The organism is Sphingomonas sp. Leaf32, assembly GCF_001421765.1.
Classification (GTDB): domain Bacteria; phylum Pseudomonadota; class Alphaproteobacteria; order Sphingomonadales; family Sphingomonadaceae; genus Sphingomonas.
Map to the genome: position 1 here is coordinate 125,582 of NZ_LMLA01000010.1, position 23,100 is coordinate 148,681.

General features: G+C 65.3%; 22 protein-coding genes. 12 read left to right on the forward strand and 10 right to left on the reverse strand.

Annotated features, from left to right (window positions below):
• Positions 1-16 precede the first annotated feature (16 nt).
• The 3 genes from ASE83_RS14410 to ASE83_RS14420 all read right to left on the reverse strand — a co-directional run bounded on the left by ASE83_RS14410 (position 17) and on the right by ASE83_RS14420 (position 3,170).
• On the reverse strand, positions 17-1,243 hold the full coding sequence (locus tag ASE83_RS14410) for an outer membrane beta-barrel protein (protein WP_156353197.1): 1,227 nt from the start codon (positions 1,241-1,243) through the stop codon (positions 17-19).
• Positions 1,244-1,306: 63 nt separating this feature from the next.
• Positions 1,307-2,542: a glycosyltransferase family 4 protein gene (locus ASE83_RS14415; RefSeq protein WP_055791603.1), complete on the reverse strand. Its 1,236-nt coding sequence runs from the start codon at positions 2,540-2,542 to the stop codon at positions 1,307-1,309.
• Between the two features lie 49 nt (positions 2,543-2,591).
• Positions 2,592-3,170 (reverse strand): serine O-acetyltransferase, encoded by a 579-nt coding sequence (locus tag ASE83_RS14420; RefSeq protein WP_055791606.1) that lies wholly within the window; start codon positions 3,168-3,170, stop codon positions 2,592-2,594.
• Positions 3,171-3,333: 163 nt separating this feature from the next.
• Between ASE83_RS14420 and ASE83_RS14425 the strand changes: the two genes are divergently transcribed.
• From ASE83_RS14425 to ASE83_RS14435, 3 genes are all read left to right on the forward strand, one after another.
• On the forward strand, positions 3,334-4,524 hold the full coding sequence (locus ASE83_RS14425; protein WP_055791611.1) for a glycosyltransferase family 4 protein: 1,191 nt from the start codon (positions 3,334-3,336) through the stop codon (positions 4,522-4,524).
• A 92-nt stretch (positions 4,525-4,616) separates the two neighbouring features.
• A complete protein-coding gene (locus tag ASE83_RS14430; protein ID WP_055791613.1) occupies positions 4,617-4,883 on the forward strand; it encodes a spike base protein, RCAP_Rcc01079 family in 267 nt (88 codons plus the stop codon).
• A 3-nt stretch (positions 4,884-4,886) separates the two neighbouring features.
• Positions 4,887-6,032: an SGNH/GDSL hydrolase family protein gene (locus tag ASE83_RS14435; RefSeq protein ID WP_082443363.1), complete on the forward strand. Its 1,146-nt coding sequence runs from the start codon at positions 4,887-4,889 to the stop codon at positions 6,030-6,032.
• A 100-nt stretch (positions 6,033-6,132) separates the two neighbouring features.
• Here ASE83_RS14435 and ASE83_RS18640 read toward each other — a convergent pair whose 3' ends face one another.
• The gene (locus ASE83_RS18640) at positions 6,133-7,230 is read right to left on the reverse strand and encodes a glycosyltransferase family 4 protein (protein WP_162236626.1); all 1,098 of its coding nucleotides are present in this window, start codon (positions 7,228-7,230) and stop codon (positions 6,133-6,135) included.
• Between the two features lie 171 nt (positions 7,231-7,401).
• On the opposite strand from ASE83_RS18640, the gene ASE83_RS14445 reads away from it, so the two are divergent.
• On the forward strand, positions 7,402-8,808 hold the full coding sequence (locus ASE83_RS14445) for a cellulase family glycosylhydrolase (RefSeq protein ID WP_055791622.1): 1,407 nt from the start codon (positions 7,402-7,404) through the stop codon (positions 8,806-8,808).
• 9 nt (positions 8,809-8,817) lie between these two features.
• On the opposite strand, the gene ASE83_RS14450 is transcribed toward ASE83_RS14445, so the two are convergent.
• Positions 8,818-9,264 (reverse strand): PilZ domain-containing protein, encoded by a 447-nt coding sequence (locus ASE83_RS14450; RefSeq protein ID WP_055791626.1) that lies wholly within the window; start codon positions 9,262-9,264, stop codon positions 8,818-8,820.
• A 420-nt stretch (positions 9,265-9,684) separates the two neighbouring features.
• Between ASE83_RS14450 and ASE83_RS14455 the strand changes: the two genes are divergently transcribed.
• Both ASE83_RS14455 and ASE83_RS14460 read left to right on the forward strand, forming a co-directional pair.
• Positions 9,685-10,185, forward strand: coding sequence for an acyltransferase family protein (locus tag ASE83_RS14455; RefSeq protein WP_082443364.1), 501 nt, complete (start codon positions 9,685-9,687; stop codon positions 10,183-10,185).
• A gap of 87 nt (positions 10,186-10,272) precedes the next feature.
• Positions 10,273-10,686 (forward strand): hypothetical protein, encoded by a 414-nt coding sequence (locus ASE83_RS14460; protein WP_055791632.1) that lies wholly within the window; start codon positions 10,273-10,275, stop codon positions 10,684-10,686.
• Positions 10,687-10,753: 67 nt separating this feature from the next.
• On the opposite strand, the gene ASE83_RS14465 is transcribed toward ASE83_RS14460, so the two are convergent.
• Together ASE83_RS14465 and ASE83_RS14470 are read right to left on the reverse strand one after the other, a co-directional pair.
• Entirely contained in the window at positions 10,754-11,920 is a 1,167-nt protein-coding gene (locus ASE83_RS14465; RefSeq protein WP_055791639.1) for a glycosyltransferase family 4 protein, read from the reverse strand.
• 73 nt (positions 11,921-11,993) lie between these two features.
• Positions 11,994-13,241 (reverse strand): lipopolysaccharide biosynthesis protein, encoded by a 1,248-nt coding sequence (locus tag ASE83_RS14470; protein WP_156353201.1) that lies wholly within the window; start codon positions 13,239-13,241, stop codon positions 11,994-11,996.
• A 198-nt stretch (positions 13,242-13,439) separates the two neighbouring features.
• Here ASE83_RS14470 and ASE83_RS14475 point away from each other — a divergent pair, with 198 nt between their 5' ends.
• Both ASE83_RS14475 and acnA read left to right on the forward strand, forming a co-directional pair.
• Positions 13,440-14,513 carry an acyltransferase family protein gene (locus ASE83_RS14475; RefSeq protein ID WP_082443366.1) on the forward strand — a complete coding sequence of 358 codons (1,074 nt, stop codon included), beginning with the start codon at positions 13,440-13,442 and terminating at the stop codon, positions 14,511-14,513.
• Between the two features lie 203 nt (positions 14,514-14,716).
• Positions 14,717-17,392, forward strand: coding sequence for an aconitate hydratase AcnA (acnA, locus tag ASE83_RS14480; RefSeq protein WP_055791647.1), 2,676 nt, complete (start codon positions 14,717-14,719; stop codon positions 17,390-17,392).
• 120 nt (positions 17,393-17,512) lie between these two features.
• Here the strand turns inward: acnA and ASE83_RS14485 are convergent, their stop codons facing one another.
• Genes ASE83_RS14485 through ASE83_RS14495 form a run of 3 tightly spaced genes read right to left on the reverse strand, consistent with a single transcriptional unit; the run spans position 17,513 to position 19,301 of the window.
• Positions 17,513-17,938: a hypothetical protein gene (locus tag ASE83_RS14485; protein ID WP_055791650.1), complete on the reverse strand. Its 426-nt coding sequence runs from the start codon at positions 17,936-17,938 to the stop codon at positions 17,513-17,515.
• A complete protein-coding gene (locus ASE83_RS14490) occupies positions 17,935-18,783 on the reverse strand; it encodes a hypothetical protein (RefSeq protein WP_055791654.1) in 849 nt (282 codons plus the stop codon). The genes ASE83_RS14485 and ASE83_RS14490 overlap by 4 nt, the downstream gene beginning before the upstream one ends.
• Positions 18,780-19,301, reverse strand: coding sequence for a hypothetical protein (locus tag ASE83_RS14495; protein ID WP_055791657.1), 522 nt, complete (start codon positions 19,299-19,301; stop codon positions 18,780-18,782). The genes ASE83_RS14490 and ASE83_RS14495 overlap by 4 nt, the downstream gene beginning before the upstream one ends.
• Before the next feature lie 376 nt (positions 19,302-19,677).
• Here ASE83_RS14495 and ASE83_RS14500 point away from each other — a divergent pair, with 376 nt between their 5' ends.
• The 4 genes from ASE83_RS14500 (at position 19,678) to ASE83_RS14515 (ending at position 23,097) form a co-directional block, all read left to right on the forward strand.
• Complete coding sequence (locus tag ASE83_RS14500; protein ID WP_055791659.1) at positions 19,678-20,586, forward strand: LysR family transcriptional regulator; 909 nt, start codon at positions 19,678-19,680, stop codon at positions 20,584-20,586.
• Positions 20,587-20,704: 118 nt separating this feature from the next.
• Complete coding sequence (locus ASE83_RS14505; RefSeq protein ID WP_055791663.1) at positions 20,705-21,919, forward strand: MFS transporter; 1,215 nt, start codon at positions 20,705-20,707, stop codon at positions 21,917-21,919.
• The gene (locus ASE83_RS14510) at positions 21,919-22,497 is read left to right on the forward strand and encodes a (R)-mandelonitrile lyase (RefSeq protein WP_235513259.1); all 579 of its coding nucleotides are present in this window, start codon (positions 21,919-21,921) and stop codon (positions 22,495-22,497) included. Before ASE83_RS14505 ends, ASE83_RS14510 begins: the two co-directional genes overlap by 1 nt.
• Positions 22,498-22,605: 108 nt before the next feature.
• Positions 22,606-23,097, forward strand: a complete 492-nt coding sequence (locus ASE83_RS14515) for a cyclophilin-like fold protein (RefSeq protein ID WP_200921907.1) — start codon at positions 22,606-22,608, stop codon at positions 23,095-23,097.
• Positions 23,098-23,100: the final 3 nt, after the last annotated feature.

Genomic DNA, 23,100 nt, shown 5'->3' on the forward strand with positions numbered 1-23,100 from the left:
ACGGATGATTCGTCGATCAGAAACGATAGGTGATGCCGCCTGTCGCCAGGGTGACTTTATACTGGTTGGCGTCGGTGTCGGTCTGACGCGAGATGTGACGCCCCTCGGCGAACAGATCGATGCGGGCACCGACCCGGCGGGTCATGCGCACCAGTCCGTCGACCAGCGTATCGGAATTGATCCCGCTGACGATGACCAGCGGATCGCCGCGGAACGATCGGGTGGCGTAGTTGCCCTGCACCCGGATCTGCGTACGCTCGGCAAACTGCCAATCGGCGCGCAATCCATAGTCGGTCTGCACCGCGAAGCCGGCCGGGACCAGCGTGTCGTTGATGATGCGGCGGTCGGTCGTCCCGGTCAGTGCCAGGCGCGGCAGCGGACGATAGATCAGTTCGCCGGCCCAACCCAGTCCGCGATAGGGGCGGACGACCGCTCCGACGCTGCGCGCGTTGAGATACTGGATGTCGGCCTTGAGCGATGCGCTCGACACGACCGAGCGGACGAAGGTGACGCCGGCACGATCGATATGGTTGGTGACGCCGATCGCGCTACGGTCGCTGTCGATCCGGTTGTAATAGGCGGTCATCGTGCCGATGCTGGGCCGGGCATAGCCGATGCCGGCGGTATAGCTGACCGCCTTCTGATTCGCGAAGGCGAAGCGCGGATCGTTGTCGGACGTGTCGCGACGGACGCCGACGATCGGAAAGAACCCCACGGTGCGCGGACAGGTCGCCTCCAGCCCCAGCGCGGTGAAGGTCTGGAAATTGTCGATCGATCCGTTGATGTCGCCATAATCGGCGCGCTGCCGCTGGATGCGGGCAAGCGGTTTCAGCACGCAGGTGCCGGCGATCCGGAACGTACCTTGCGTGTCGAGAACCGCCTGAACCCGGCTGCGGCCCGGATTTTTGATGTAATAGCCGTAGCTGGCATCGCCGCGTACGGTGACGTCGTTCGACCCGATCTGCCGCTTGTACTGCGCGGTAACCGACGGCGTCAGGATGAAATCGTCGACCGGTTGCTGCCGCTGGCTGTCGATCCGAAAGATATTGTCGTCATAGGTGCCCAGCAGCCCGGCCGATAGGGTGAAGGCTGGTTCGCGATTTCTCGGACGCTCCACCCGCGTTTCGCGCGGCTGGAATGCCGGCGATACCGTCTGTGCCATGGCCGGGACGGTCATGATGCCCGCGACAAGAGGCACCAGCGTGCCGAAGGCACGGTGTCTGGAGAGCATATATGGTTTCACGGTGCGCCTTATGCCCGGATCGGCAAGCAGGGACAAGTTGCAATGTTGCGTTGCAACATGGGCTTAGCCATGCCGCTGGTCCTTTGCGGGACGGCGATGGTCGCGGATGACCGCGAACGCATCGAGCATCTTCTGGGCAAGACGGGTGTAATCGAACTCGGCGGTCGATGCCGATGCCTGTTCGCGCAATGCCTGTAGCTGTTCGGGACGTTCGAGCAGCGACACGAACTGGTCGCGCCACCGATCGGCGTCGCCCGCCGGTGCAATATAGCCGTTCCGGCCCGGTTCGATCAGTTCGGGCAATCCGCCCTTGTCGCTGGCCAGGACCGGCAGGCCGACGCCCAGCGCCTGAAACACGACGCCCGGCGAGTTTTCCATCCAGAGGGACGGCACGAGCAGAAGGTCGCTTTGCGCCATGGTGTCGGCGACCTGCTGCAATGGCACATGGCCGACGATATCGACCCAGGGATGATGGCCGAACCGGCGCCGCAAGGCGTCTTCCTCCGGCCCCTTGCCCAGCACCGTCAGGTGGAAGTCGTAGCGTTCCGCCAGCGGCTCGAGCAGTTCGAGCACGAAGCCGATCCCCTTGGTATTCTCCAGCCGTCCGACGAACAACAGCCGCACCTTGTCCGACGATGTGTGCTCGACTTCGGGGGGAGGGTAGGTGATCGGGTTCAGGATGTGGAACGAGGGATAGTCCGCGATCGGCATCAGGCTGCCGACCTTTTCCAGATTCGCCCGCGACGGGGAGATGAAGCCCAGCCGCGGAATGTCCTCCAGATAGCCGACCTTGGCCTGCATACTGAGGCGGCAGCCATTGCACTGGCGCACGCATTCGTGATTGCCGCGGAACATCGTCGTGCGCACGCAGACATAGGCGAGGTCGTGCAGCGTGATCGCGGTCGGGATGTCGTGCTTCGCCAGCACCTTCAGCCCGTTATAGCCCAGCCCCTGAATCCAGTGGATATGGACGAAGTCGGGCCGGAAATCCTCGATCACCCGTTCGAACATCGCTTCGTTGCGCGGGTCGTAAATGTCCTGAAGATGCCAGATCGGCTTCTTCCATGCCGGCGCGGTGCTGGCCTGGAATACCGGATAGATGTGCGGCGTGCCGACGCGGTAGAGGCGATAGCCGTTCATCGGCGTGCCCCAGCTTTCGTGCTCGCGCTGCGGCGCGGCCGACAATACCGCGACGTCATGCCCCTGTTCGGTGAACCATTCGGTCAGATTTTGCGCACAGATTTCCGCGCCCCCGATAATATACGGAGTGTAGAAGGCACTGACTTCCAAGATACGCATCTAAACTGTCGTGGCCCCCTCGCTCGTCGACCGTGTATCGACAGAGTGCTTATTTCAAGTGAATATCCGGTGTATGCGCGGAACGTACCGTTCTCGCCGGGACACCCACCGCGGCGTCGCCCGCCGCGACGTCCCTCAACACGACGGCATTCGCACCGATCTTCGCGCCGGCACCGATTTGCACCGGACCCAGGATAACCGCACCGGCGGCCAGATAGGTTCCATCGCCGATGACCGCCCGGCAGATGTCGTCGTCGCCGCGGGTGCCGATCGTCACATTCTGGAGAATGGCCACGTCGCGCCCGACCGAACATGCGCCGACGACGATGCCATAGGGATGGGGGATGTACAGACCCCCGCCGAAGGTCGCATCGATCGCCAGTTCGGCCCCGAAGCGGCGGCAGGTCCACCACCACCAGATGCGTCGCGCCGGACGGCCGATCACCGGGATGCGCGGCAACGCCTCCTGTATCCGCCGCGCCAGCACGAACTGGAACCCCTGTGTCAGCAGGAACAGGCGTATCAGAAAGCGCCAGGTGACCGTTTCGCCGTCGCGCCGGGCGAAATGGGCGATATCCTGCCGGAGCAGCAGGAAAAATACGGGAGCGTAGGGCGATGGTTCGGTCATGTGCGGCCCTTCGTCTCCATGATTTACCAGGTCAAGGTTGCAGTGCGGCATGGAACCTTCGTATCGTGGTTGGCGCTACCATATCATTGCCGGACCTTAACTGTTACTAGCGCGGCGGTACGTTCGGGGCGGCATTGGTCGAAAAGGGGGCGGAGACGCAGTCGTGAAGGTTTTGATCGTCAACACCCTGTATCCGCCATCGACCGTGGGCGGCGCGGAGCGCAGCGTCGCACTGCTGGCGCGCGCGGCCGCCCGACGCGGCCACGACGTGCACGTCGCCAGCCTGCACGATGTCGACGAGGTGCGCGAGGAGCGAGACGGTGACGTGACCGTGCATCGCCTGCCGCTGCGCAACCTCTACTGGCCGTTCGATGCCGAGCGCCACGAATCGAAGGCGCGTCGGCTGGCATGGCACGTCCGCGACCGTCGCAATCCGGCGGCGACCCGCGACCTGACCGCGCTGATGGAGCGGGTTCGCCCGGACGTGCTGCACACCAACAACCTTCAGGGTTTTTCGACCGAGATCTGGGCCGAAGCGAAGCGGCGGGGCATCCGCATCGTCCATACGCTGCGCGACTACAGCCTGCTGTGCGCGCGCGCGTCGCTGTACCGCGCGGGCGACGATTGCGTGCAGCGCTGTGTCGACTGCAAGCTGTTGACCGGGCGCAAGAAGGATAATTCGGTGCTGGTCGATGCCGTCGCGTCGAACAGCCAATATGTGATCGATACCCATCGTCGCCACGGCTATTTCAACGACACCGATGCGCGCGTGATCTTCAACATCGCCGATGTCCGTTCCGCCCCGACCTCGGCGGAGGTGCCGGAGGATGGCGGGCTGACGTTCGGCTTCATCGGGCGCGTCGAACCCGAAAAGGGGATCGAGGTCGTGCTGGCGGCATTCGCGCGGCTGGAACGGCCCGATTGGCAGCTGGTGATCGCGGGCGCGGGCAAGGGCAGCTATGTCGCCGATCTGCAGGCACGCTATCTCGATCCGCGCATTCGCTGGCTGGGATTCGTGAACGCCGACGACTTCTATGCCGGGGTCGACGTCGTCATCATTTCGTCGACCTGGCCCGAACCGCTGCCGCGCACGATGATCGACTGTCTCGCAAGGGGCAAGGCGGTGATCTATTCGGATGCGGGCGGGACGCCGGAGATCGGCCATCTCGCCCCGCTGGGCGCGATCTATGCCAAGGACGACAGTGCGGCGCTGGCCGCGCGGCTGACCGACGCGCTCGAATCGGCCGACGACTGGCGCGCGGTGCGCGGCGTGGCGCCTGAGGTGCTGGAGGCGTTTTCGGAGGAAAAGGTCGTCGGCAACTATCTCGCCTTCTACGCGGGAACTGCCGCCTGACGGGGTTGCGGCGATTGTTGGATACATTCACCTGACAAGAACATAGCGGGAACTCCTGTGCCGGCACCGCGCCGGCCGAGACAGGAGGAATCATGCCCGATCGCTTTTCCGCCCATGCTGACAGCCCCGAGGCGCCGGCCACCGCCCCGTTTCCCGTCGTGCCGAGCGACACGCAGGAACTGCCGACCGTGCCCAAGGGGATCTATGTCGGGACCGGCGGCGATCTGACGCTGCGCGGGGTGCGCGGCACCGCCGATGTGACGTACCGCAACCTGCCCGATGCCAGCTACATCGCGGTGCGCGCGCAATTTGTTCGCGCGACCGGCACGACCGCCACCGACCTGATCGCGGAGGCCTGAACCATGGCACGACCTTCTGGCGCAACCGGGGGCGTTACGCTCGGCAACTTGGCCCGGGTCGGCGCGGCCCCCGTATCCCTCATCAACGCGACGCCGGCCACGCTGCTGCCGTGGCGGGCGCAGATGGCCCGGTTGAAGGGCGGTGCGACCGACGTCGCGCGCATCGCTTGTGTCGGCGACAGCAAGACCGCCGGTGCCGGTGCCGGCACGGGATCGCAACGCATGGACGGCGCCTTTCCCAAGGCATGGCCGGCACAACTGGCGACGCTGTTCGCAGGCGATGGGTTCGTCGTTCGGGATTCGTGGTTCGGCACGGCGGGGATGCAGTCGATGGCGGCGGTCGCCGCCTATGATCCCCGACGCAGCGGCTTTACCGGCTGGGGCGGCGGGGAGGTGTCGCTCGGCGGTCCGACGCTGGCGACGAATACGACCAATATCGGTGCGTTTCAGCCGTCGCGATCGATCGACCGGGCATCAGTGTTCGTTCGCATCAGCCCGACCGGCGGCGTGCTTCGTGTCACGAAGGGGGCCGAAACCCTCACGATCAATACCGCCGGGACGGAAGGGTTCACCCGATCCGAAATCGTCTTTGCGACGAAATCGGCCGACCCGATCCAATATGGCTGGGCCAGCGGCGGCTATGTCTCGGTCGCCGGGACAGTGGCGTGGGACAGCGCGCTGCCGGGGATCGAGGTCGCCAATACCAGCATCTATGGCACGACCAGCGTCGTCCAGAGCGGCACGACCAAGCCCGCGTCGCCGCTGGCGGCGCTGGGCGCGTATCAGCCGCATCTGACCTTCGTGAAGCTCGGCACCAACGACATCAATACCGGGGTCACGCTGGCGCAGTGGGAAGCGAATATCCGTGCGATCGTCGCGACCGCCCGCGCGACCGGCAGCGTCGTACTGGTCTGGCCATCGATCGGGGGCGTGTCGCCAGCCTATGGCGCCGACGACGTGCGCCGGCGCTGGCAGGCGACCGCACTGCGCATCGCGCTGACGACCCAGTCGATGTTTCTTGATGAAGAAGCGCTGCTGGGCGGGCGATCCGGCGCGCAGGCGTCCGGTGCGCTGCCCGACGGGGTACACACGGCGGCATGGGCGCAGCTGCTGGAAGCCGCGACCCATTATCGCGTGATCGGCTGGTAGGCGAAACCCAAAGGGGGCCGCCCTGCGTGGCCCCCGAAACGCCGGTTGTGCGACGACAGACGGTCGGTCGTACCGGCGGTTGCGCAACGGGCGGCGGGCGTCAGCCCATCGCGGCGATCGCCTCCAACAGACGGTCGGCGCTGTCGTCCCAGCGGAACGCCAGCGCGCGGGCGCGGGCGGCGGCGGACAGGCGCAGGTGCAGGTCGTCGTCATCGAGCATCCGCCGCATCGCCGTGCCGATCGCGGTCGCATCCTCGGGATCGCAATAGAGTGCGGCATCGTCGCACACCTCGCGCACCGGCGGGATGGTCGACGCGACGACCGGCGTGCCGAACTGCATCGCCTCCAGCGGCGGAATGCCGAAGCCTTCGTACAGGCTCGGGAATACCAGCGCGCGGGCATGGGCATAGAGCGCCATCAGCGATTCGTCGTCGATGCGGCCGGGCAGGATCACGCCGTCCGGCACCGCATCGATGCCGTTGGCGGCAAAGGATTTGACCGCCGCCCCGACCAGGACCAGCCGGTCCTCGGGGCCGGCGATCGACTGGAACGCGGCGATGGTGCGCGGCAGGTTCTTGTTGGGGGCGAACGACCCGACGATCAGCAGATAGCGGCCGGGCGTCAGGTCGTGCTTGGCGAGGATCGCGGGATCGGGCGTGATCGCGCGGATATGGTCGGCCGCGTTGGGTATGACCGCGATCGACGTCGGCGGCAGATGCAGGATCGCCGCCAGCCGCGCCTGCGAGAAGCGCGACACGGTGGCGATGTGCGAGCGGCGCGCCAGCAGCCGGCCGAGCGTGCGGTGGAGCAGGCGGTAGCTGCGCGCAAATCCCTGTCCGAAATCATAGACGGCGGCGTCGTGAATCACGGTCAGCGCGCGGCGCGGGCGCACCGGGTTCGAATTGCACAGCCCCAGCAGCACCCCGTCCCGCGCCGCCGCGGGCAGCGATAGCTGTTCCCAGCGATGGCCGCCGCCGCTGCCGACTGTGCGGAACGCGAAGCGCGGCCATTTGGCGGGTGCCTCGATCCCCGGCGGGGCGAGGATGGTGACGCCGGGCGCTCGGCCGTCCGCCGGCTGGCGGTCATGCAGGCGGTCGAGCACCATATGCGCGAACCGTTCGACGCCGGTCACCGACCGCCCGAGGAAGCGGCCGTTGACATAGAGGTGCGGCAAGGCGGAGTCGCGGGGGGCTGGCATGGCAGGGGCTATGCCGCACCTGCGAAACAAAATCGACCCCCGACCCTTCCTCGCTCGCGTCGTGTCGGACCGGGCCGCAAACACGCTTGGGCGTTCTACCCCGCGATTGGTGATCGTGCTGCGATGCGGTATGGTTGCCGTTCGATGGACGCAGGCTGCGGAGATTTGGCAATGCAACGAACCTGGCACCCACTTCGCAACAGGCGGCGGCGCGCGACGATCGCGTCGGCGGGACTGGCGGGAGTCGCCGCGCTTGGACTGTCGCTGCTGTGGGCCGGTGCGGCCGCGCCGACCAAGCCGCTGGTTGCGCTGACCCTGAACTATGAGGCGCTGCCTGCGCGGGCAAAGCCGATCATCATGGGCGTCGGCGTGCATTTCGGCCTGAACCAGACCTGGGGCTACGAAGCCGCGCCCACCGCGAAGGCGATCGCGATGCTGGGCGTCGATTCGTTTCGCGACGACCTGCCGTGGCAGGTGTTCAAGCGCAATGGGCTGGACCAGCCGGGATCGCTGTCGCCGCGTCTCGCGGGCATGATCGCGGCGACGCCGGTGCGTCCGTTGCTGATACCGGCCTATGGTCATCCCGCTTTCCGCAAGGGGGCGACACCGATCGATGACGAGGGGCGCGCGCTCTTCGCGGCCTTTGCCGGCGAGGCGGCAAAGGCGATGCGGGCCAAGCCGCCTTATTACGAAATCTGGAACGAGTGGAATATGTCGGCGGCGCAGGGTCGGCCCCGGCTGGCCGATGCCGGCCTGCCCGACGATCCGCGCTCGGCGAGCAACTATGCTCCGCTGGCGCGTCGCACCGTCGATGCGATCCGCGCCGCCGACCCCAATGCGTTCATCCTGGTCGGCGCGGTGGGCGAGGACCCGCAATGGAAATGGACCGATGCGGTCGTGGCGCTGGGCGCGACCGATCGCGCCAACGGCCTGTCGGTCCATTATTACAACCACTGCAAGCGCCAGAATGAACGGACCGCCGCCGAAGCGATCGGCCGGATCGAACTGCTGCGTCGGATGCAGGTCGCCAAGCAGGGCGACCGCGCGCTGCCGATCTTCATCACCGAAATCGGCTGGCCGACCACGACCGGCGGGCATTGCGACATTCCCCGCCAGCAGTCTGGCGACAACGCCGCGCAGTTCCTGCTGTGGGCGGCGGCGACGCCGTGGCTGGGCGGGGTATGGATCTACCAGATGCGCGATCAGGGACGGAACCCGGCCGAGCTGGAGGATAATTTCGGACTGTTCGATTACGACTACAAGCCCAAGCCAGGGGCCTGCATGGTCGCCGACGTTACCCGCATCGTCCACGCCGCGCGGCGCTGGCGCGTGTTGCGCCAGGGCGGCGGGCTGACCCTGATCCAGCTCGACGGGACGCAGGGGCGGCGGCTGGTCGCCTTTGCCGAACAGCAGGGAACGGTGGCGCATCTGTCGTTCGGCGGCCGACCGGTCGCGGCGCGGCCCCTGTGCCAGGCGGCGCCGTCGGCACCGGCGGCGACGGTCGATGTGGGCACGCGACCGGTCGTGATCGACGCCGCGCGCCTGTCGGGTGTGCCGCTCAGCGCGACGTTCGACTGACCCGACCGGTCAGTCGAACAGCCACAGCATCGCCCCGACCACCGCCCAGCCGCTGGCCGCGATGCCGGTCAGCAGCATCGCGCTAGTGCGGGTCGACAGCTTGGGGCTGATCGCGACCGGCTCGGCGCTGCCCGGAAAGGGGTGGACGTTCGACATGACCGCCGCCGTCACCGCGCCCGAGCGCAGCGGTTCGGCAAAGGCGCAGCCATGGATCGAGCCCTTGCGCCAGCGGACCTCGGCCTGCACCGTGCCGACGCCGGCGATACCGACACCGATCATGGTGCCGGGGGCCAGCGGCACCGGTGCGTCGATCCGGCATCCGTCGCGGGTCAGGTCGGCGACGATGATCGCTTCGGGCGGGTTCTCCGCCAGCCGGAGCGTGCCCGTCCGTTCGACCGTCATCCGATCTTCGGCACGGCGATCGTCCTGTCGATAGAGATGCGCGTTGATGTTCACGTCGGGTTCCCGGTCACTACACGAGACATGTCGTCCCTGACCGCGTTTCTAACCCGCCGGCCGTTCCGAAAGGGTGTTCCTAAATGGTTACCATCGCGGCAATCTTTTGCCGTTGCCGGCAAGCGATTGCCGGCTACCGATCAGGCGGCATCGGCATGATGGGTGGACGCCGGCAGCGCAGGACCCGTATCCTGATGCGGCCTGCCAATGGTCATGTCTTGTAGCAAGGCGCTTGATAACGACCGTCATGCTTTGACATATAAAAATCCAAGAAAATCATATGAATAGCCAGGGTTATGCTGTGCTTTTGGGTAAGGGAAGGTGCTCCGCAATTACTGTGGAAACGAATCCGAAAAGCTGGATTGTGGAGTAGCAGCCTGTCTTCTATGGCAAGTCGAACCAGAGACGAAGGCGATACCCATGAGCACTGCCCAGGCGTTGAGTACCCCTGAAGCAAGCGCCTCGTCAGCGCTTCACAGTCGGGTCAACGGAATAGACGTGTTCCGTTTTCTGGCGGTTGTCGGCGTCGTTTTTATCCACGCCAATAACAAGACGACGTTCGGAACCGCGTTCGACCTCGCGTCCCGTTTCGGCGTCCCGTTCTTCTTCATCGTCGCCGGATATTTTGCCGGGATGAAGTCGGATCTCTCGTTTTTCAACGCGGTGCGCCACATCGTGCAGCGGATATTGATTCCGTTCGCAGTCTGGCTGGTCCTCTATCTCGTCTATTTCGAATATCGCCCTCCGGTACTGGCCGAACCGCTGACCGTCGCATGGGTGCTGATGACCGGGGGGCCGGCCTTCCATCTCTGGTTCCTGCCGAGCCTCGCCTTCGGCACGCTCATGCTCGTCGTGCTGCGGCGCTTCTGTAGCCTGCCGATGCTCGTCGGAACGGCCGTCGTCCTGTACGCGGGCGGGTAGGTCGTCGGCCCCTATGCGCGCTTCCTGTTCACCGATCCCGATCCGCTGCTCAATATCCGGAACGGCCTGTTTTTCGGCTTTCCGTTCATGGTCTTCGGATACTGCCTGCGTCGGAAGTCCTGGGAAGGCTCCTTCCTGCTCGGCATGGTGCTGTATATCGTCGGCCTCGCCCTGATGGGCGGTGAGTTCAAAATTCTCGCTGCGTTTCCCGGCAAACTGAAGATCGACCTTCTGCTCGGTACGGTTCCGATGGGACTGGGCATGTTTTTCATGGCGCTGAACCTCCCCGATCTCGCCGTGACGCGCCCATTAGCGAAGATCGGTCGATACAGCCTCGGCATTTTCGCCGCGCACTTCGCCCCGTTGCTGGAATTTCAGCGCATCTTCACGGGAAAGTCGTTCGCGGCCGAACTGGCGGTCGTGATCCTGGTCGTCGTCACCGCCGCGTTGATCGCCCTGGCATTAGGCCAGTTTCGATGGACCCGCCCGCTGGTACGATAGCCGTTCGGCCTTGGCCCAGGGCTGCACGGCGGAGGGCCACTCCGCGGACCCCCGGTAGTACGTACGATCAGGCGGATGGCATCGGCGTGGCGGGGTCGATGTCCATCGTGACGTCGGCGCAGCGTTGCCAGGTGAGGGTGCGCGCCCGCTCCCGCGCTGTTTCGCCGAACACCTGCCGCGTGGCGGGGTCGCGCAGCAGCCGGACGATCGCGGCGGTCGTCTGCGCCGGATCGCAATCGTCGACCAGCAGTCCGGTCGCTTCGTCCAGCACGACTTCGGGCACGCCGCCAACCGGTGAGGCGATGCTCGGCACCGACTGTCCGGCGGCTTCGAGATAGACCAGGCCGAAGCCCTCGATCTTGTCGGTGCGGTTTTCACCGACCAGCAGGAACATGTCGGCGCTGGCGTACAGCGCGCGGATGTCGTCCTGCGCCAGACCGCCGGTGAACAGGATGGTCGCGTCGGTGTTTGCCACCATCGCCTCCAGCCGCGCCTGATAGCCGGCATCGCCCGGACGGCCGGCAATGACGTACACGACATCGCGGCGCAGGTCGTCGGGAAGCGCTGCGACCGCCGCGATCATCAGCCGGTGGCCCTTGCGTTCGTCCACACGCGACACGCTGAGCAGCAGCGGGCGGTCGGCGGGGATGCCGAGGCGGGCCTTGACCGCGGCGGTGTCGCCCGCATCGTCGAACCAGTAGGGATTGACGCCCAGCAGCGCGACCTTGGTCGCGGTATTCGCCAGCGATGGATGGTTCGCGCGCGCGATCGACAGGGTGTATTCGCTGTTCGCGATCACCGCCTCGGCATGGCCGAACACGTTCGTCGTGCGCAACAGCTTCGGGACCTTGCCTTGCGCCAGGATCAGCGCGTCGGTGCCGTGCAGGAAGATGCGGAACGGCGGCAGCTTGGCGAAGGTACGCGCGATGCCGGCGGCGATGATGAACGGCCAGTCGGCGATCAGCCAGCGGTCGAACCGCGTGCGCCGCGACAGCAGTGCGCGGACCAGCGTCGGCAGTATCTTCGCCGAATAGCCCGATGCCGGGAAGCGTTCGACCTTGAACGGATAGCCGGCGTCCTCCGGGTGATCGGCCCGGCCATAATCAGGCGCCAGGACAGTGACGGCGATGCCCCGCGCCGCCAGCGATTTCGCCAGTTCGACGCAGAAGGTGCCGACGCCGCCGGCATAGGGCGGAAACTCGAAGGTGGGGATCAGCAGCCGTTCCATCGTCATTCCGCTCCGTTGGGATTTAAGGCGCGCACGCCGACATGCGACGATTGTTGCAGGTCTGAAAAAGCCGGGGACGTCACAGCGGCGCCTCGACGGCAGTGCCGGGCGCAACGATCTCGCCGCGCCCGACATGGCGCAGATAGAGCAGGCGGATGACCAGCAGGCTGGTGGCGGTGGCGACCGCCGACAGCCCGGCACCGATCAGCCCGAACGCCCACATGAACCCGGCCCCGAACGCCAGCGCGAGGAGGACGCCGACGACATTGGTCGCGGCATAGGCATGGTCGCGGCCCATGCTGGTGATCGCCACGTTGAGCAGGTCCGACCCCGAACGGATGACGGCCGCCAGCAGCATGATGACCAGCAGCGTGCGATAGACCGGGAAACGCCCCTCGGGGCTAAGATAGAAGATGACCTCGGTCGCCGCGAAGATGACCGCGGCGAGCACGCCGGCATAGGCCAGCGTCCTGACCATCTGTCGCCGCAGTTCTGCCCGCCATTCCGCCCCGTCGCCGCTCCGCGCCGCCCGGACCATGCGTGGCAGCGCCAGCTGGACGACGGCGGTGGTGATGAGGGTCTGTAGCGCGTTGGTGATCGAGAAATAGAAGCTGTAGATGCCCGTCGCGGCCAGCCCCAGCAGCGCGTTCAGGATGAAGCGGTCGGCATAGCCCAGGCCGACGATGCCAAGATCGCTGAAATAGATGTACCACGCATCGCGCACCCGCTTGCCCAGCCGACCGAGCTGCATCGGATCGCGCAGGCCGTCGCGGATCGGCCAGCGGCGCAGATGGGCGAATAACATGGCATAGGCAACAAAATGGCTGGCGATCCAGCCGATGAAGATGGCGTTGAGCGTCTGCAGCGGCGGATACAGGAAGCCGATGCCGACGACGATCGGGATCCACAGCGCTGAGCGGATGAACACCATGACATTGGCGAACAGCGCCATCTCCAGCCCGATCATCGGCATGTAGATGTCGAGTGCCAGCGTCTCCAGCCACAGCAGGATGAGGATGAGGATGGCCGTTTCGCTCAAGGACCCCGTCATCCATACCAGTATCGGTACGACGACGATCGTCCCGGCCAGCAGCGATGCGATGGAGATGGCCAGCCGGTCGCGGACCAGCCCCGCCGCCGTCGCCGGCGTATGCCCGACGACTTCGCGCGAAACGAAATAGTTCAGGCCCCAGCCGACCGCCGCCGGCACGATGCCGATCGCGCCGATCGCGAGGCCATAGATGCCCGCCGCCTCCAGCCCCAGCTGGCTGACGATGTAGAAGGAAAGGGCGAAGCGGAAGAACAGCTGCGATCCGCGGATCGCCATGTTCGGCAACCCTCCGCGCATCAATTTGCCCGCAACCCCCGCCATGGCGTATCGATACCCCCAATCGCACCGAAAGTCCGCCGGAATGGCAACCGCGCGATATTGCTGCACTGCAAAATTGCGCTAGGCGATTATGCACGATGCGTAAAGCGTTCGGCGGGTATGGACGATTGCGGTGTATAGAAGGGATGGCGGGTCGTGAAGACAGCAGGACGGGCGGCTTCACGCCTCGATTCGCTACAGATATTGCGCTTTTTCGCCGCGTTCCTGGTGCTGATCGGACATACGCAACATGCGCTGCTCGAACGGCTGGGTGCGGGCGCCGGACGCTATGCCTTCGTCCCCCTCGACTGGGGGCTGGGGGTCGACGTGTTCTTCGTCATTTCCGGCTTCGTCATGTATTATCTGATGCATGACCGGTTCGCGCGACCGGGCGCCACCGCGACGTTCCTGCGCCGCCGGATCGTGCGGGTCGTGCCGATGTACTGGCTGTTCACGACGCTGGTGCTGGCCGTCGGCCTCGCGACCGGCGCGATCGACCTGCCCTGGAGCAACATCCTCTTTTCCTACCTGTTCCTGCCGGGGCCGGTGTGCGGCGACTATTGCTTTCCGGTCTTCACGCTTGGCTGGACGATCAATTACGAGATGTTGTTCTATGCGCTGTTCGCGCTGGCGCTGGGCTTTGCGCGGCGTACCGGCGTTATCGTGGTCGTCGGCCTGATCGTCGGGCTGATCGTGATCGGACAGGTGGTGCCGGCGTCGTGGTCGATGCTGCATTTCTGGGGCTATCCGATCATCGGCGAATTCCTGTTCGGGATTGCATTGGCCGCTGCGTTCCTGCGCGGATGGCGGGTGTCGCGTGGCGCCGGCTGGGCGATGGTCGTGGCGGGGCTGGCGCTCGCGTTCGTCTGCTATCAGCTGGACCTGTACGATCATATCTGGCGGCTGTGGACCGGCGGCATCCCGGCGGCGCTGATCCTGGGCGGCGCGGTGTTCGGGCTGGAGCCGCGCGGCGAACATGGCCGCTGGATGACGTTGCTCGTGCTGGGCGGCGATGCGTCCTACGCGCTGTATCTGTCGCATCCGGTGACGATTCGCGTGACCGATGCGATCGCGGCCAGGATCGGCCTGTTCGACCGTGCGCCCTGGGCGTTCTGGGCCGGAACGGTGGTCGCGGCGGTGATCGGTTCGTTCGTCGTTCACTTTCTTGTCGAAAAGCCGTTGCTCTCCCGCTTTTATCGCCGACCCAATCTCGGCGCGGGCATTCCGTAAGGCGCAGTCCTGCTAATGAGAATGCCGATCAAAAACTGTTGACCTTTTGCGCCGATTATGAGCGTATCGCACTCTTCCCCCCGGTGCCCCCGGTTGCTAAGGCGCAGCGGTTATCGCTCGTATTCGCATGTGCGGCGGGCCTTGCGAGCGGAATTGCCGCTCCGTCCGGGCCGGGCTGCCATGACCAACTGGGAAGGACCCGCATGACCGCCATTGGCCAGGACACGCTCGGCACCCGCGACACGCTTACTGTCGGCGGCAAGACCTATTCTTATTATTCGCTGGCGAAGGCGTCGGCGAAGCTCGGCGACGTGTCGCGGCTGCCCTTCTCGATGAAGGTGCTGCTGGAGAACATGCTGCGCTTCGAGGACGGCGTGACCGTGACGCAAGAGGACGCGCAGGCGATCGTCGACTGGCAGAAGGACGCCCGGTCGGACCGCGAGATCCAGTATCGCCCGGCACGCGTGCTGATGCAGGACTTCACCGGCGTTCCCTGCGTCGTCGATCTGGCGGCGATGCGCGACGCGATCACCAAGCTCGGCGGCGACGCGGGCAAGATCAATCCGCAGGTGCCGGTCCATCTCGTGATCGACCACTCGGTCATGGTCGACGAATTCGGCACGCCCAAGGCCGCCGAACAGAATGTCGAGCTGGAATATCAGCGCAACATCGAGCGCTATGAGTTTCTCAAATGGGGTTCGAAGGCGCTCGACAATTTCTCGGTCGTGCCGCCGGGCACCGGCATCTGCCACCAGGTGAACCTCGAATATGTCGCGCAGGCGGTGTGGTCGTCGGAATCGACCGACGGCACCGGCACGATCGCATACCCGGACACGCTGGTCGGCACCGACAGCCACACGACGATGGTCAATGGTCTGGGCGTGCTCGGCTGGGGCGTGGGCGGCATCGAGGCGGAAGCGGCGATGCTCGGCCAGCCGGTGTCGATGCTGATCCCCGAAGTCGTCGGCTTCAAGCTTACGGGTAAGCTGCAGGAAGGCATCACCGCCACCGACCTGGTGCTGACCGTCACGCAGATGCTGCGCGCCAAGGGCGTGGTCGGTCGCTTCGTCGAGTTCTACGGTCCGGGCCTGTCGTCGATGACGCTGGCCGATCGTGCGACGATCGCCAACATGGCGCCGGAATATGGCGCGACCTGCGGTTTCTTCCCCGTAGACGACAAGACGATCGACTATATGCGCCTGACCGCGCGCCCCGACGAAGTGATCGCGCTGACCGAAGCCTATGCCAAGGCCAACGGCTTCTGGCGTGAGGAAAACGCCGTCGACCCGATCTTCACCGACACGCTCGAACTCGACATGTCGACCGTCGTGCCGTCGCTTGCCGGCCCGAAGCGTCCGCAGGACCGCGTCGAGCTGCCGAACGTCGATGACGTCTTCAACGCCGACCTGACCAACGTCTACAAGAAGGCCGCCGCCGTCCGTGCCCCGGTCGAGGGTGCCACCCACGACATCGGCGACGGCGACGTCGTGATCGCGGCGATCACCAGCTGCACCAACACGTCGAACCCGTCGGTGCTGGTCGCCGCCGGCCTCGTCGCGCGCAAGGCGAATGCGCTGGGCCTCAAGCCCAAGCCCTGGGTCAAGACCTCGCTGGCGCCGGGTAGCCAGGTCGTCACCGATTATCTCGACAAGGCCGGCCTGACCGCCGACCTGAACGCGGTCGGCTTCAACCTCGTCGGCTATGGCTGCACCACCTGCATCGGCAATTCGGGTCCGCTGGCGGCACCCATCAGCGCCGCGATCAACGGCAACGACATCGTCGCCGCGTCGGTCCTGTCGGGCAACCGCAACTTCGAAGGCCGCGTGTCGGCCGACGTGCGCGCCAATTTCCTTGCCTCGCCGCCGCTGGTCGTGGCGTATGCGCTGAAGGGCACCGTGACCGAGGATATGGTCGCGACCCCGATCGGGCAGGGCACCGATGGTCAGGACGTCTATCTGAAGGACATCTGGCCGACCAACGAAGAGGTCGCCGACCTGATGGCCGCCAATATCGACGACGGCATGTTCCGGTCGCGCTATGGCAACGTCTATGCCGGCGACAAGCATTGGGCGGGCATTTCGGTCGAGGGGTCGGACACCTATAACTGGCCGACGTCGAGCACCTATATCGCCAACCCGCCCTATTTCGACGGGCTGGCGATGACGCCGAACCCGATCGCCGACATCATCGAGGCGAAGCCGCTGGCGATCCTCGGCGATTCGATCACCACCGACCACATCTCGCCGGCCGGTTCGATCAAGGCCGACAGCCCGGCGGGCAAGTGGCTGATGGAGCGGCAGGTCAGCCGCGCCGACTTCAACAGCTATGGCGCGCGTCGCGGCAACGACAATGTCATGGTTCGCGGCACCTTCGCCAATATCCGCATCAAGAACGAGATGGTCCCCGGCGTCGAGGGCGGCATGAGCCGTTATGACGGCGAAGTCATGCCGATCTATGACGCGGCGATGCGCCACAAGGCCGACGGCACGCCGCTGGTCGTCATCGCGGGCAAGGAATATGGCACCGGCTCGTCGCGCGACTGGGCGGCGAAGGGCACCAACCTGCTGGGCGTCCGCGCGGTCATCACCGAGAGCTTCGAGCGTATCCACCGCTCGAACCTGGTCGGCATGGGCGTGCTGCCGCTGCAGTTCGCCGAAGGCGTCACCCGCCAGACGCTGGGCCTGACCGGCGACGAAACCTTCACGATACAGGGCGTCGCGAACCTGCGCCCGCGGCAGGACGTCGAAGTCATCATGGTCCGTGCCGACGGCACGACCGAAACCTTCCAGACCAGGTGCCGGATCGATACCGTCAACGAGCTGGAATATTTCCTGAACGGCGGCATCCTCCAGTACGTGCTGCGCAAGCTGGCCGCATAAGCGCGACTGCCGGAAGGCCAGAAGGGCCGCGTCTCCCAACCGGAGGCGCGGCCCTTTTCCGTCAGGGCCGTTTGCGACCGGCTTCAGCCACCGTCATCGCTTTGGGGGCGGATTGCCCCTTTAGGCCGGAATGGCTTTGCGGGCACATAGGGTCAGAGACGGAAAGCGACCGGTCCGGTCCGCCCCGCAACGCACATAGCCGTCCTGTACCAGCCGCTGTTCCGCCCAGGCCTGAAACGCCCATGATCCGGCGAGGGCCACCGGCACGGCGATCATCGCCGCCACCGCGATCCCATTGCCGATCCGGCGCATCGCGCTGCCATCCCGAAATGCCGCCATCGTTCCCCATGCCGCCAACGCGATGAGGATCGGCATCAGGACCAGCATTCCGACGTCGCCGCCCGACACCCGAACCTCTGCGGCGCCACCGTGCCATGCGGCCAACGACGCCGTGATCGAACCTGCCAGCAACCATCCGCACAGCAGCGACAGCGTCAGGCCGATGCCCGCCATGAGGATCGCGGCCCGGCGCCGCTCGCGCGTCATCGCAGGGTCGGATAGCGGGGAAGGAGTTTCCAGAAGATGTCGCGGATCTGCCGCTTTCCTTCGGCGATCGCGGCATCGCGGATCAGGTCGATGACGTTTCCGGCAAACTGAAAGGCCGTGGTCTGTCCGCGTGCGACCAGGGCCTGCTTCTTGCGCTCCAGCTCGGCGATGCCTTCGTCGAGCTGTTTCTGCAGGCGTTCGGTGAATCGGTATTTCTCATCCAGCGCATCGAGCGCCCATCCGACGCCCAGTCCGACGACGACGGCGATCACCAGCGGTCCGGCCGCCACGGTCATGCCCAGTGCTACCGCTGCTGACCCCGCCGCATAGCCTACGCCGCCTGCAATCAACGCCTTGCTGACATCCCCGGCGATACCCCCGAGCATCTGGCCCAGAGTCGCCTCGTCCCGAATGACGTAGTCGACGATGTTCCAGACCGTCAGCAGGACGACCGATACGATCGTGCCGCCCTTCGCCGACTTCGCGACCCCGGCCTTGCCGATCCCCAGGCCCACGACCTTGGGATGGAGCGCGCCATATTTCGTTCCGGTCAGGACGCGACGCAGGCCCGGATAGCCTTTGAACACGACATGCAGCTTGCCGTTGTAGCTCTTGAAATAGCAGCGGCCGCGAATGCCGGTTTCCCGCACCAGCTTGCGGATCAGCATCGCATCGTCGGTCGCGGAAAAATAATTCGCGACCGTATGCCAGTTGTCGCTGTAGTCTTTCCAATGCTTGTCGGCTGCGGCCTGCGTCATCTTGCCGGTAGCGACCGCCTCGGTCAGCCACATGCGGACGAGCATGTCCCGATCGGCGATGACGATCTGGTTGGTCTGATCGCTCATCGGCGCGCCTCGCTGCTTTGTGCCTTGCCGTCGACGATCCTGAACCGACGGGGTTCCCGTCCATCGATGGTGAAGCCGTCGCCCTGCCAGGTGACGGGCGGCTCGCCCGTATCGCGGCGATCAAGGCAGCTTTCAGCCGGAATGGAATCCGTCAGGCGTCGCTGAACGATCGAAAACAACCGCACCCAGGATTCTCGACCGTTGGCACAACGCGCTCCACCGTTCCTGCTGCCATAGCTGTCGAGCACCGCAACAACGCCGCCACTTTCCCCAAGGCGCTGTACGTCATGATAGAGAACGGGATCGGCGCGGTCGGTAGCGATCGGAAAGCGAATCTGCGTTTTCGCGCCGCCATCGCCGAAGGTGTAGATGCCGGTATCGCCCGCCACTTCGATCGCGTCCGATACCAGGATCATGGTGGCGGGACTGACGGCATTATCCACCGAACTGTCTGCGGAACCGCAGCCGGTGAGAGCGGAAAGGGCGGCGATCAAGGCCGGCGTCACGGTCGCTTTCATGATGACAGGATAGACCCGGGTGCCGGGGCGATGAAGGCGAAATCGCTCCGCCGATCACGCGGTCTGCACTGCCTGCCGGAAAACGGTAACCTTCACGCATCGTTGTCGACGCAATCCACCGTCGAATCGAACGATTGGTTTTCAACGATTTTCGTAGGAGTGGTGCCCCACAGGAGACAAAACTGGGCACTCAGATCATTGGAGAATTTGCGTCCCGAGGGACGGCCGAAGATGAAGGCCTCGTGGATCGCCGGGCCGGGCGAATGTAGGGGCTGCGGCTGGAATATGCTGACGCGACGGCGGCTTTCGCAGGACGGTTTTCGCCGATCGCCCGACGCAAATTGCCACCGATGGGCATAGCGGGCAGGATGCGGCCATGAAGATCAGCCGCACCGACCTTGCCGATTTCAGCTATTTCCTGGCGATCGCCAACCATCACAGCTTTCGGCGTGCCGGCCTCGATCTTGGCGTCAGCGCCTCGGCGCTCAGCCATTCGCTCAAGGGCCTCGAAACCCGGCTCGGCGTCAGGCTGCTGAACCGGACCAACCGAAGCGTCACGCTGACGGCCGCGGGAGAGGAGCTTCTGGGCAAGATCGTCGAGCCGTTCGAGGCAATCGGATCCGCCGCGGAGGCCCTCAACCGCTACCGTGACGAGCCCTCCGGTCGCATCCGCCTGAACATCCTCGAACATGCCGCCACGCTGCTGCTGGGTCCGGTCCTGCCGATCTTCGTGGAGCGGTATCCCGATATCCAGATCGACGTGGCCGTCACCAACCATCTGGTCGATGTCATCTCGGAAGGGGCCGATGCCGGCATTCGTTATGGCGGCACCGTCCCCGAGGACATGATCGCTCAAAGACTGTCGCCTGATATCCGTTGGGTCGTCGTCGGCTCTCCAGCCTATCTGGCGAAGCACGGTGTCCCCACGCATCCGCTTCAACTGAAGGAACACCGCTGCCTGCGGATTCGGCTGGGCGACGGCAGCATCTATCGCTGGGAGTTCGACAAGGAGGGCGAGGCGTTCGAGCTGGACGTTCCGGGGCCGATCACCTTCGATGAGACCCAGTTCGGGCTGAGCCTCGTCCGGCGCGGCGTCGGGCTGGCGTATCTTCCCGAACCCACGGTCGCATCACTCGTGAACAGCGGCGAGTTGCACGCCGTCCTTGAGGACTGGGTATCAACCGGCCCGGGCTTTCATATCTATTATTCGGGCCGGCGGCAGGTGCCGACGGGGCTTCGCCTGCTCATCGAGCTCATCAAGGAAATCCATCCGATGGGGTCATGACCGGCCGCGATGATGAGCCTTGCTCATCGTGGCATGGATCAGACACCCGCTAACCCTGTGCCGCTCCCGCCCCCATAATCGTGTCTCGAAGGCCCGACAGGACCAGAGGGACACAGGCATGACCAGCATGGCAAACACCGACGCCCGGCATCTCCCGCCGGCGGCATCAACGGCGCGCTGGGGTGCGGTGCTGGCGCTCACCTTGTGCGTGTCCACGCTGATCGCGTCCGAATTCATGCCGGTCAGCATCCTGACGCCGATCGCGGCCGACCTGCGAGTCACGGAAGGGGCGGCTGGGCAGGCCATTTCAGTGTCCGGCATCTTCGCGGTCGTCACCAGCCTGACGATTGCGTCGCTGGCAGCGGGTGTGGACCGACGCCATCTGCTGCTCGGCCTAACCCTGTTGATGCTGGTCTCCGGACTGACGGTGGCGTTCGCGCCCACCTACCTCGTGCTGGTCGCCGGCCGCGCGCTGCTCGGCATCGCCATCGGCGGGTTCTGGTCGATGTCGACGGCGACGGTCATGCGCCTCGTGCCGACCGAACAGGTGCCCAAGGGACTGGCCCTGCTGAACGGCGGCAACGCGCTGGCGACGACGATCGCCGCCCCGCTCGGCAGCTTCCTGGGCCAGTATATCGGTTGGCGCGGCGCATTCTTCATCGTTGTCCCGCTCGCCGTCGCGACGTTTGCGTGGCAGTGGGCGACGCTGCCGTCGATGCCCCCCAGGCGCGCGTCCGGTGCGACCGGTTCGCTCGGTGTGCTGCGTCGGCCCGAAGCGCGGATCGGCATGGCCGCGGTCGGCCTGCTGTTCATGGGGCAGTTCGCGCTGTTCACCTATCTTCGTCCGTTCCTCGAGCAAGTCACGGGCGTCAGCGTCTCGCTCCTCTCGGCCATGCTGCTCGGCATGGGCGCGGCAGGCCTTGCGGGCACCTGGCTGATCGGCCGCTTCGTCGCTTGGAACCTGTCGGTTACGTTGGTCGCGGCTCCGGTCATCATGGCGGGGATCGCATTCGCCCTGATCGCGCTTGGTTCTATCCCCGTCGCCGTCGCTCTGCTGCTGGGCGCGTGGGGCTTCGTCGGCACCGCACTGCCGGTGGCTTGGTGGACATGGCTGAGCCGCACGCTGCCCGAGGATGCGGAAGCGGCGGGCGGGCTGATGGTCGCCGTGGTGCAGCTTGCGATCACGCTGGGGGCCGCCGGGGGGGGGCTGCTGTTCGATGCTTTCGGACCAAGCGCCACCTTCCTTGCCGCGGCGCTGGTTCTTCTTGGCTCGGCACTGCTCGGCCACGCCGGAAGCAGGACCACCGACCGGTCATCCACGGCAACGTTCTGATGCACACCGACCGAGAACCCTTCCACAGCAACAATTTTCGCAAGGGCGATGACGCAATGAGGACCATCGGTTCGACGACCATCCGCGGCGTAATGCTGGCAATCATGACAATGACCATTTCGCACTCTGCTCAGGCCCAGGACAGGAGATCCACCATGGAAGTCACGCGCAAGGCCGATCAAAAGACGACCGACGGCTCGCCGGAGTATTTCACCGGCAAGGTGACTATCAGCGGGCAGTTCCAGCGTCCCTCGCCCTCCCGGGTCGGCGGCGCGACGGTCCATTTCGAGCCCGGCGCTCGTACCGCGTGGCATACCCATCCACTCGGTCAGACGCTGATTGTTACGGAAGGGGTCGGGTGGACGCAGGTCGAAGGCGGTCCGACGATCGAGTTTCAGGCGGGCGACGTGCTGTGGTGTCCGCCCGATCGCAAGCACTGGCACGGCGCCACCCCCACGCAGGCGATGACCCATATCGCGATCCAGGAATCGCTGAACGGCTCGCCGGTCAAGTGGATGGAGCAGGTGACCGACGCGCAATATCGCGCCGGTCCCGGCACGGACAGCGGCAAGCCGTGAACTCCGCAGGACCGATGGGTGCCGAGATCGATCCGGCTTCCATCATCCGCGTGGAAATGCCCGCAAACGCATTTGTGGAAGGCGGCGACAGTGAAAATCGGGATGAAGATGGCGATGCTGATCGTGACGGGCAGTCTGGCATCTGGGTGTGGCGCCGAGGACCGCTTCAGTGATGCAGCCAACACAATTAGCGGAGGCACGGCGGTGGAGAACAGTGATAGCGATACCTCGTCGGCGACGCGTGCGGTCGTAGGCAGAGGCATCGTGATATCCTCCGAACGAGGCCGGATCACTGCCGACCTCGTCGATAGTCCCGCCACGCGGGCGCTGCTGGCCAGGCTCCCGCTCACCATCGAGATGCGCGATCATCTCCGACAAGAGAAGACAGGACCGTTGCCTGCACCTTTGCCTAACGGCTCGCGGCAGACCGACTTCTCGGCCGGAACGATCGGGCTGTGGGGCACGAATGATTTCGTCATCTATTACCGAAATGGCCGTGTTCCATCGCCTGGGATCGTCGTTCTCGGACGGGTCAACGGCGACGCGAGCATGTTCGATACGCCCGGGTCGGTCACGGTGCAGATCAAGAAGGGCAATTGAGCA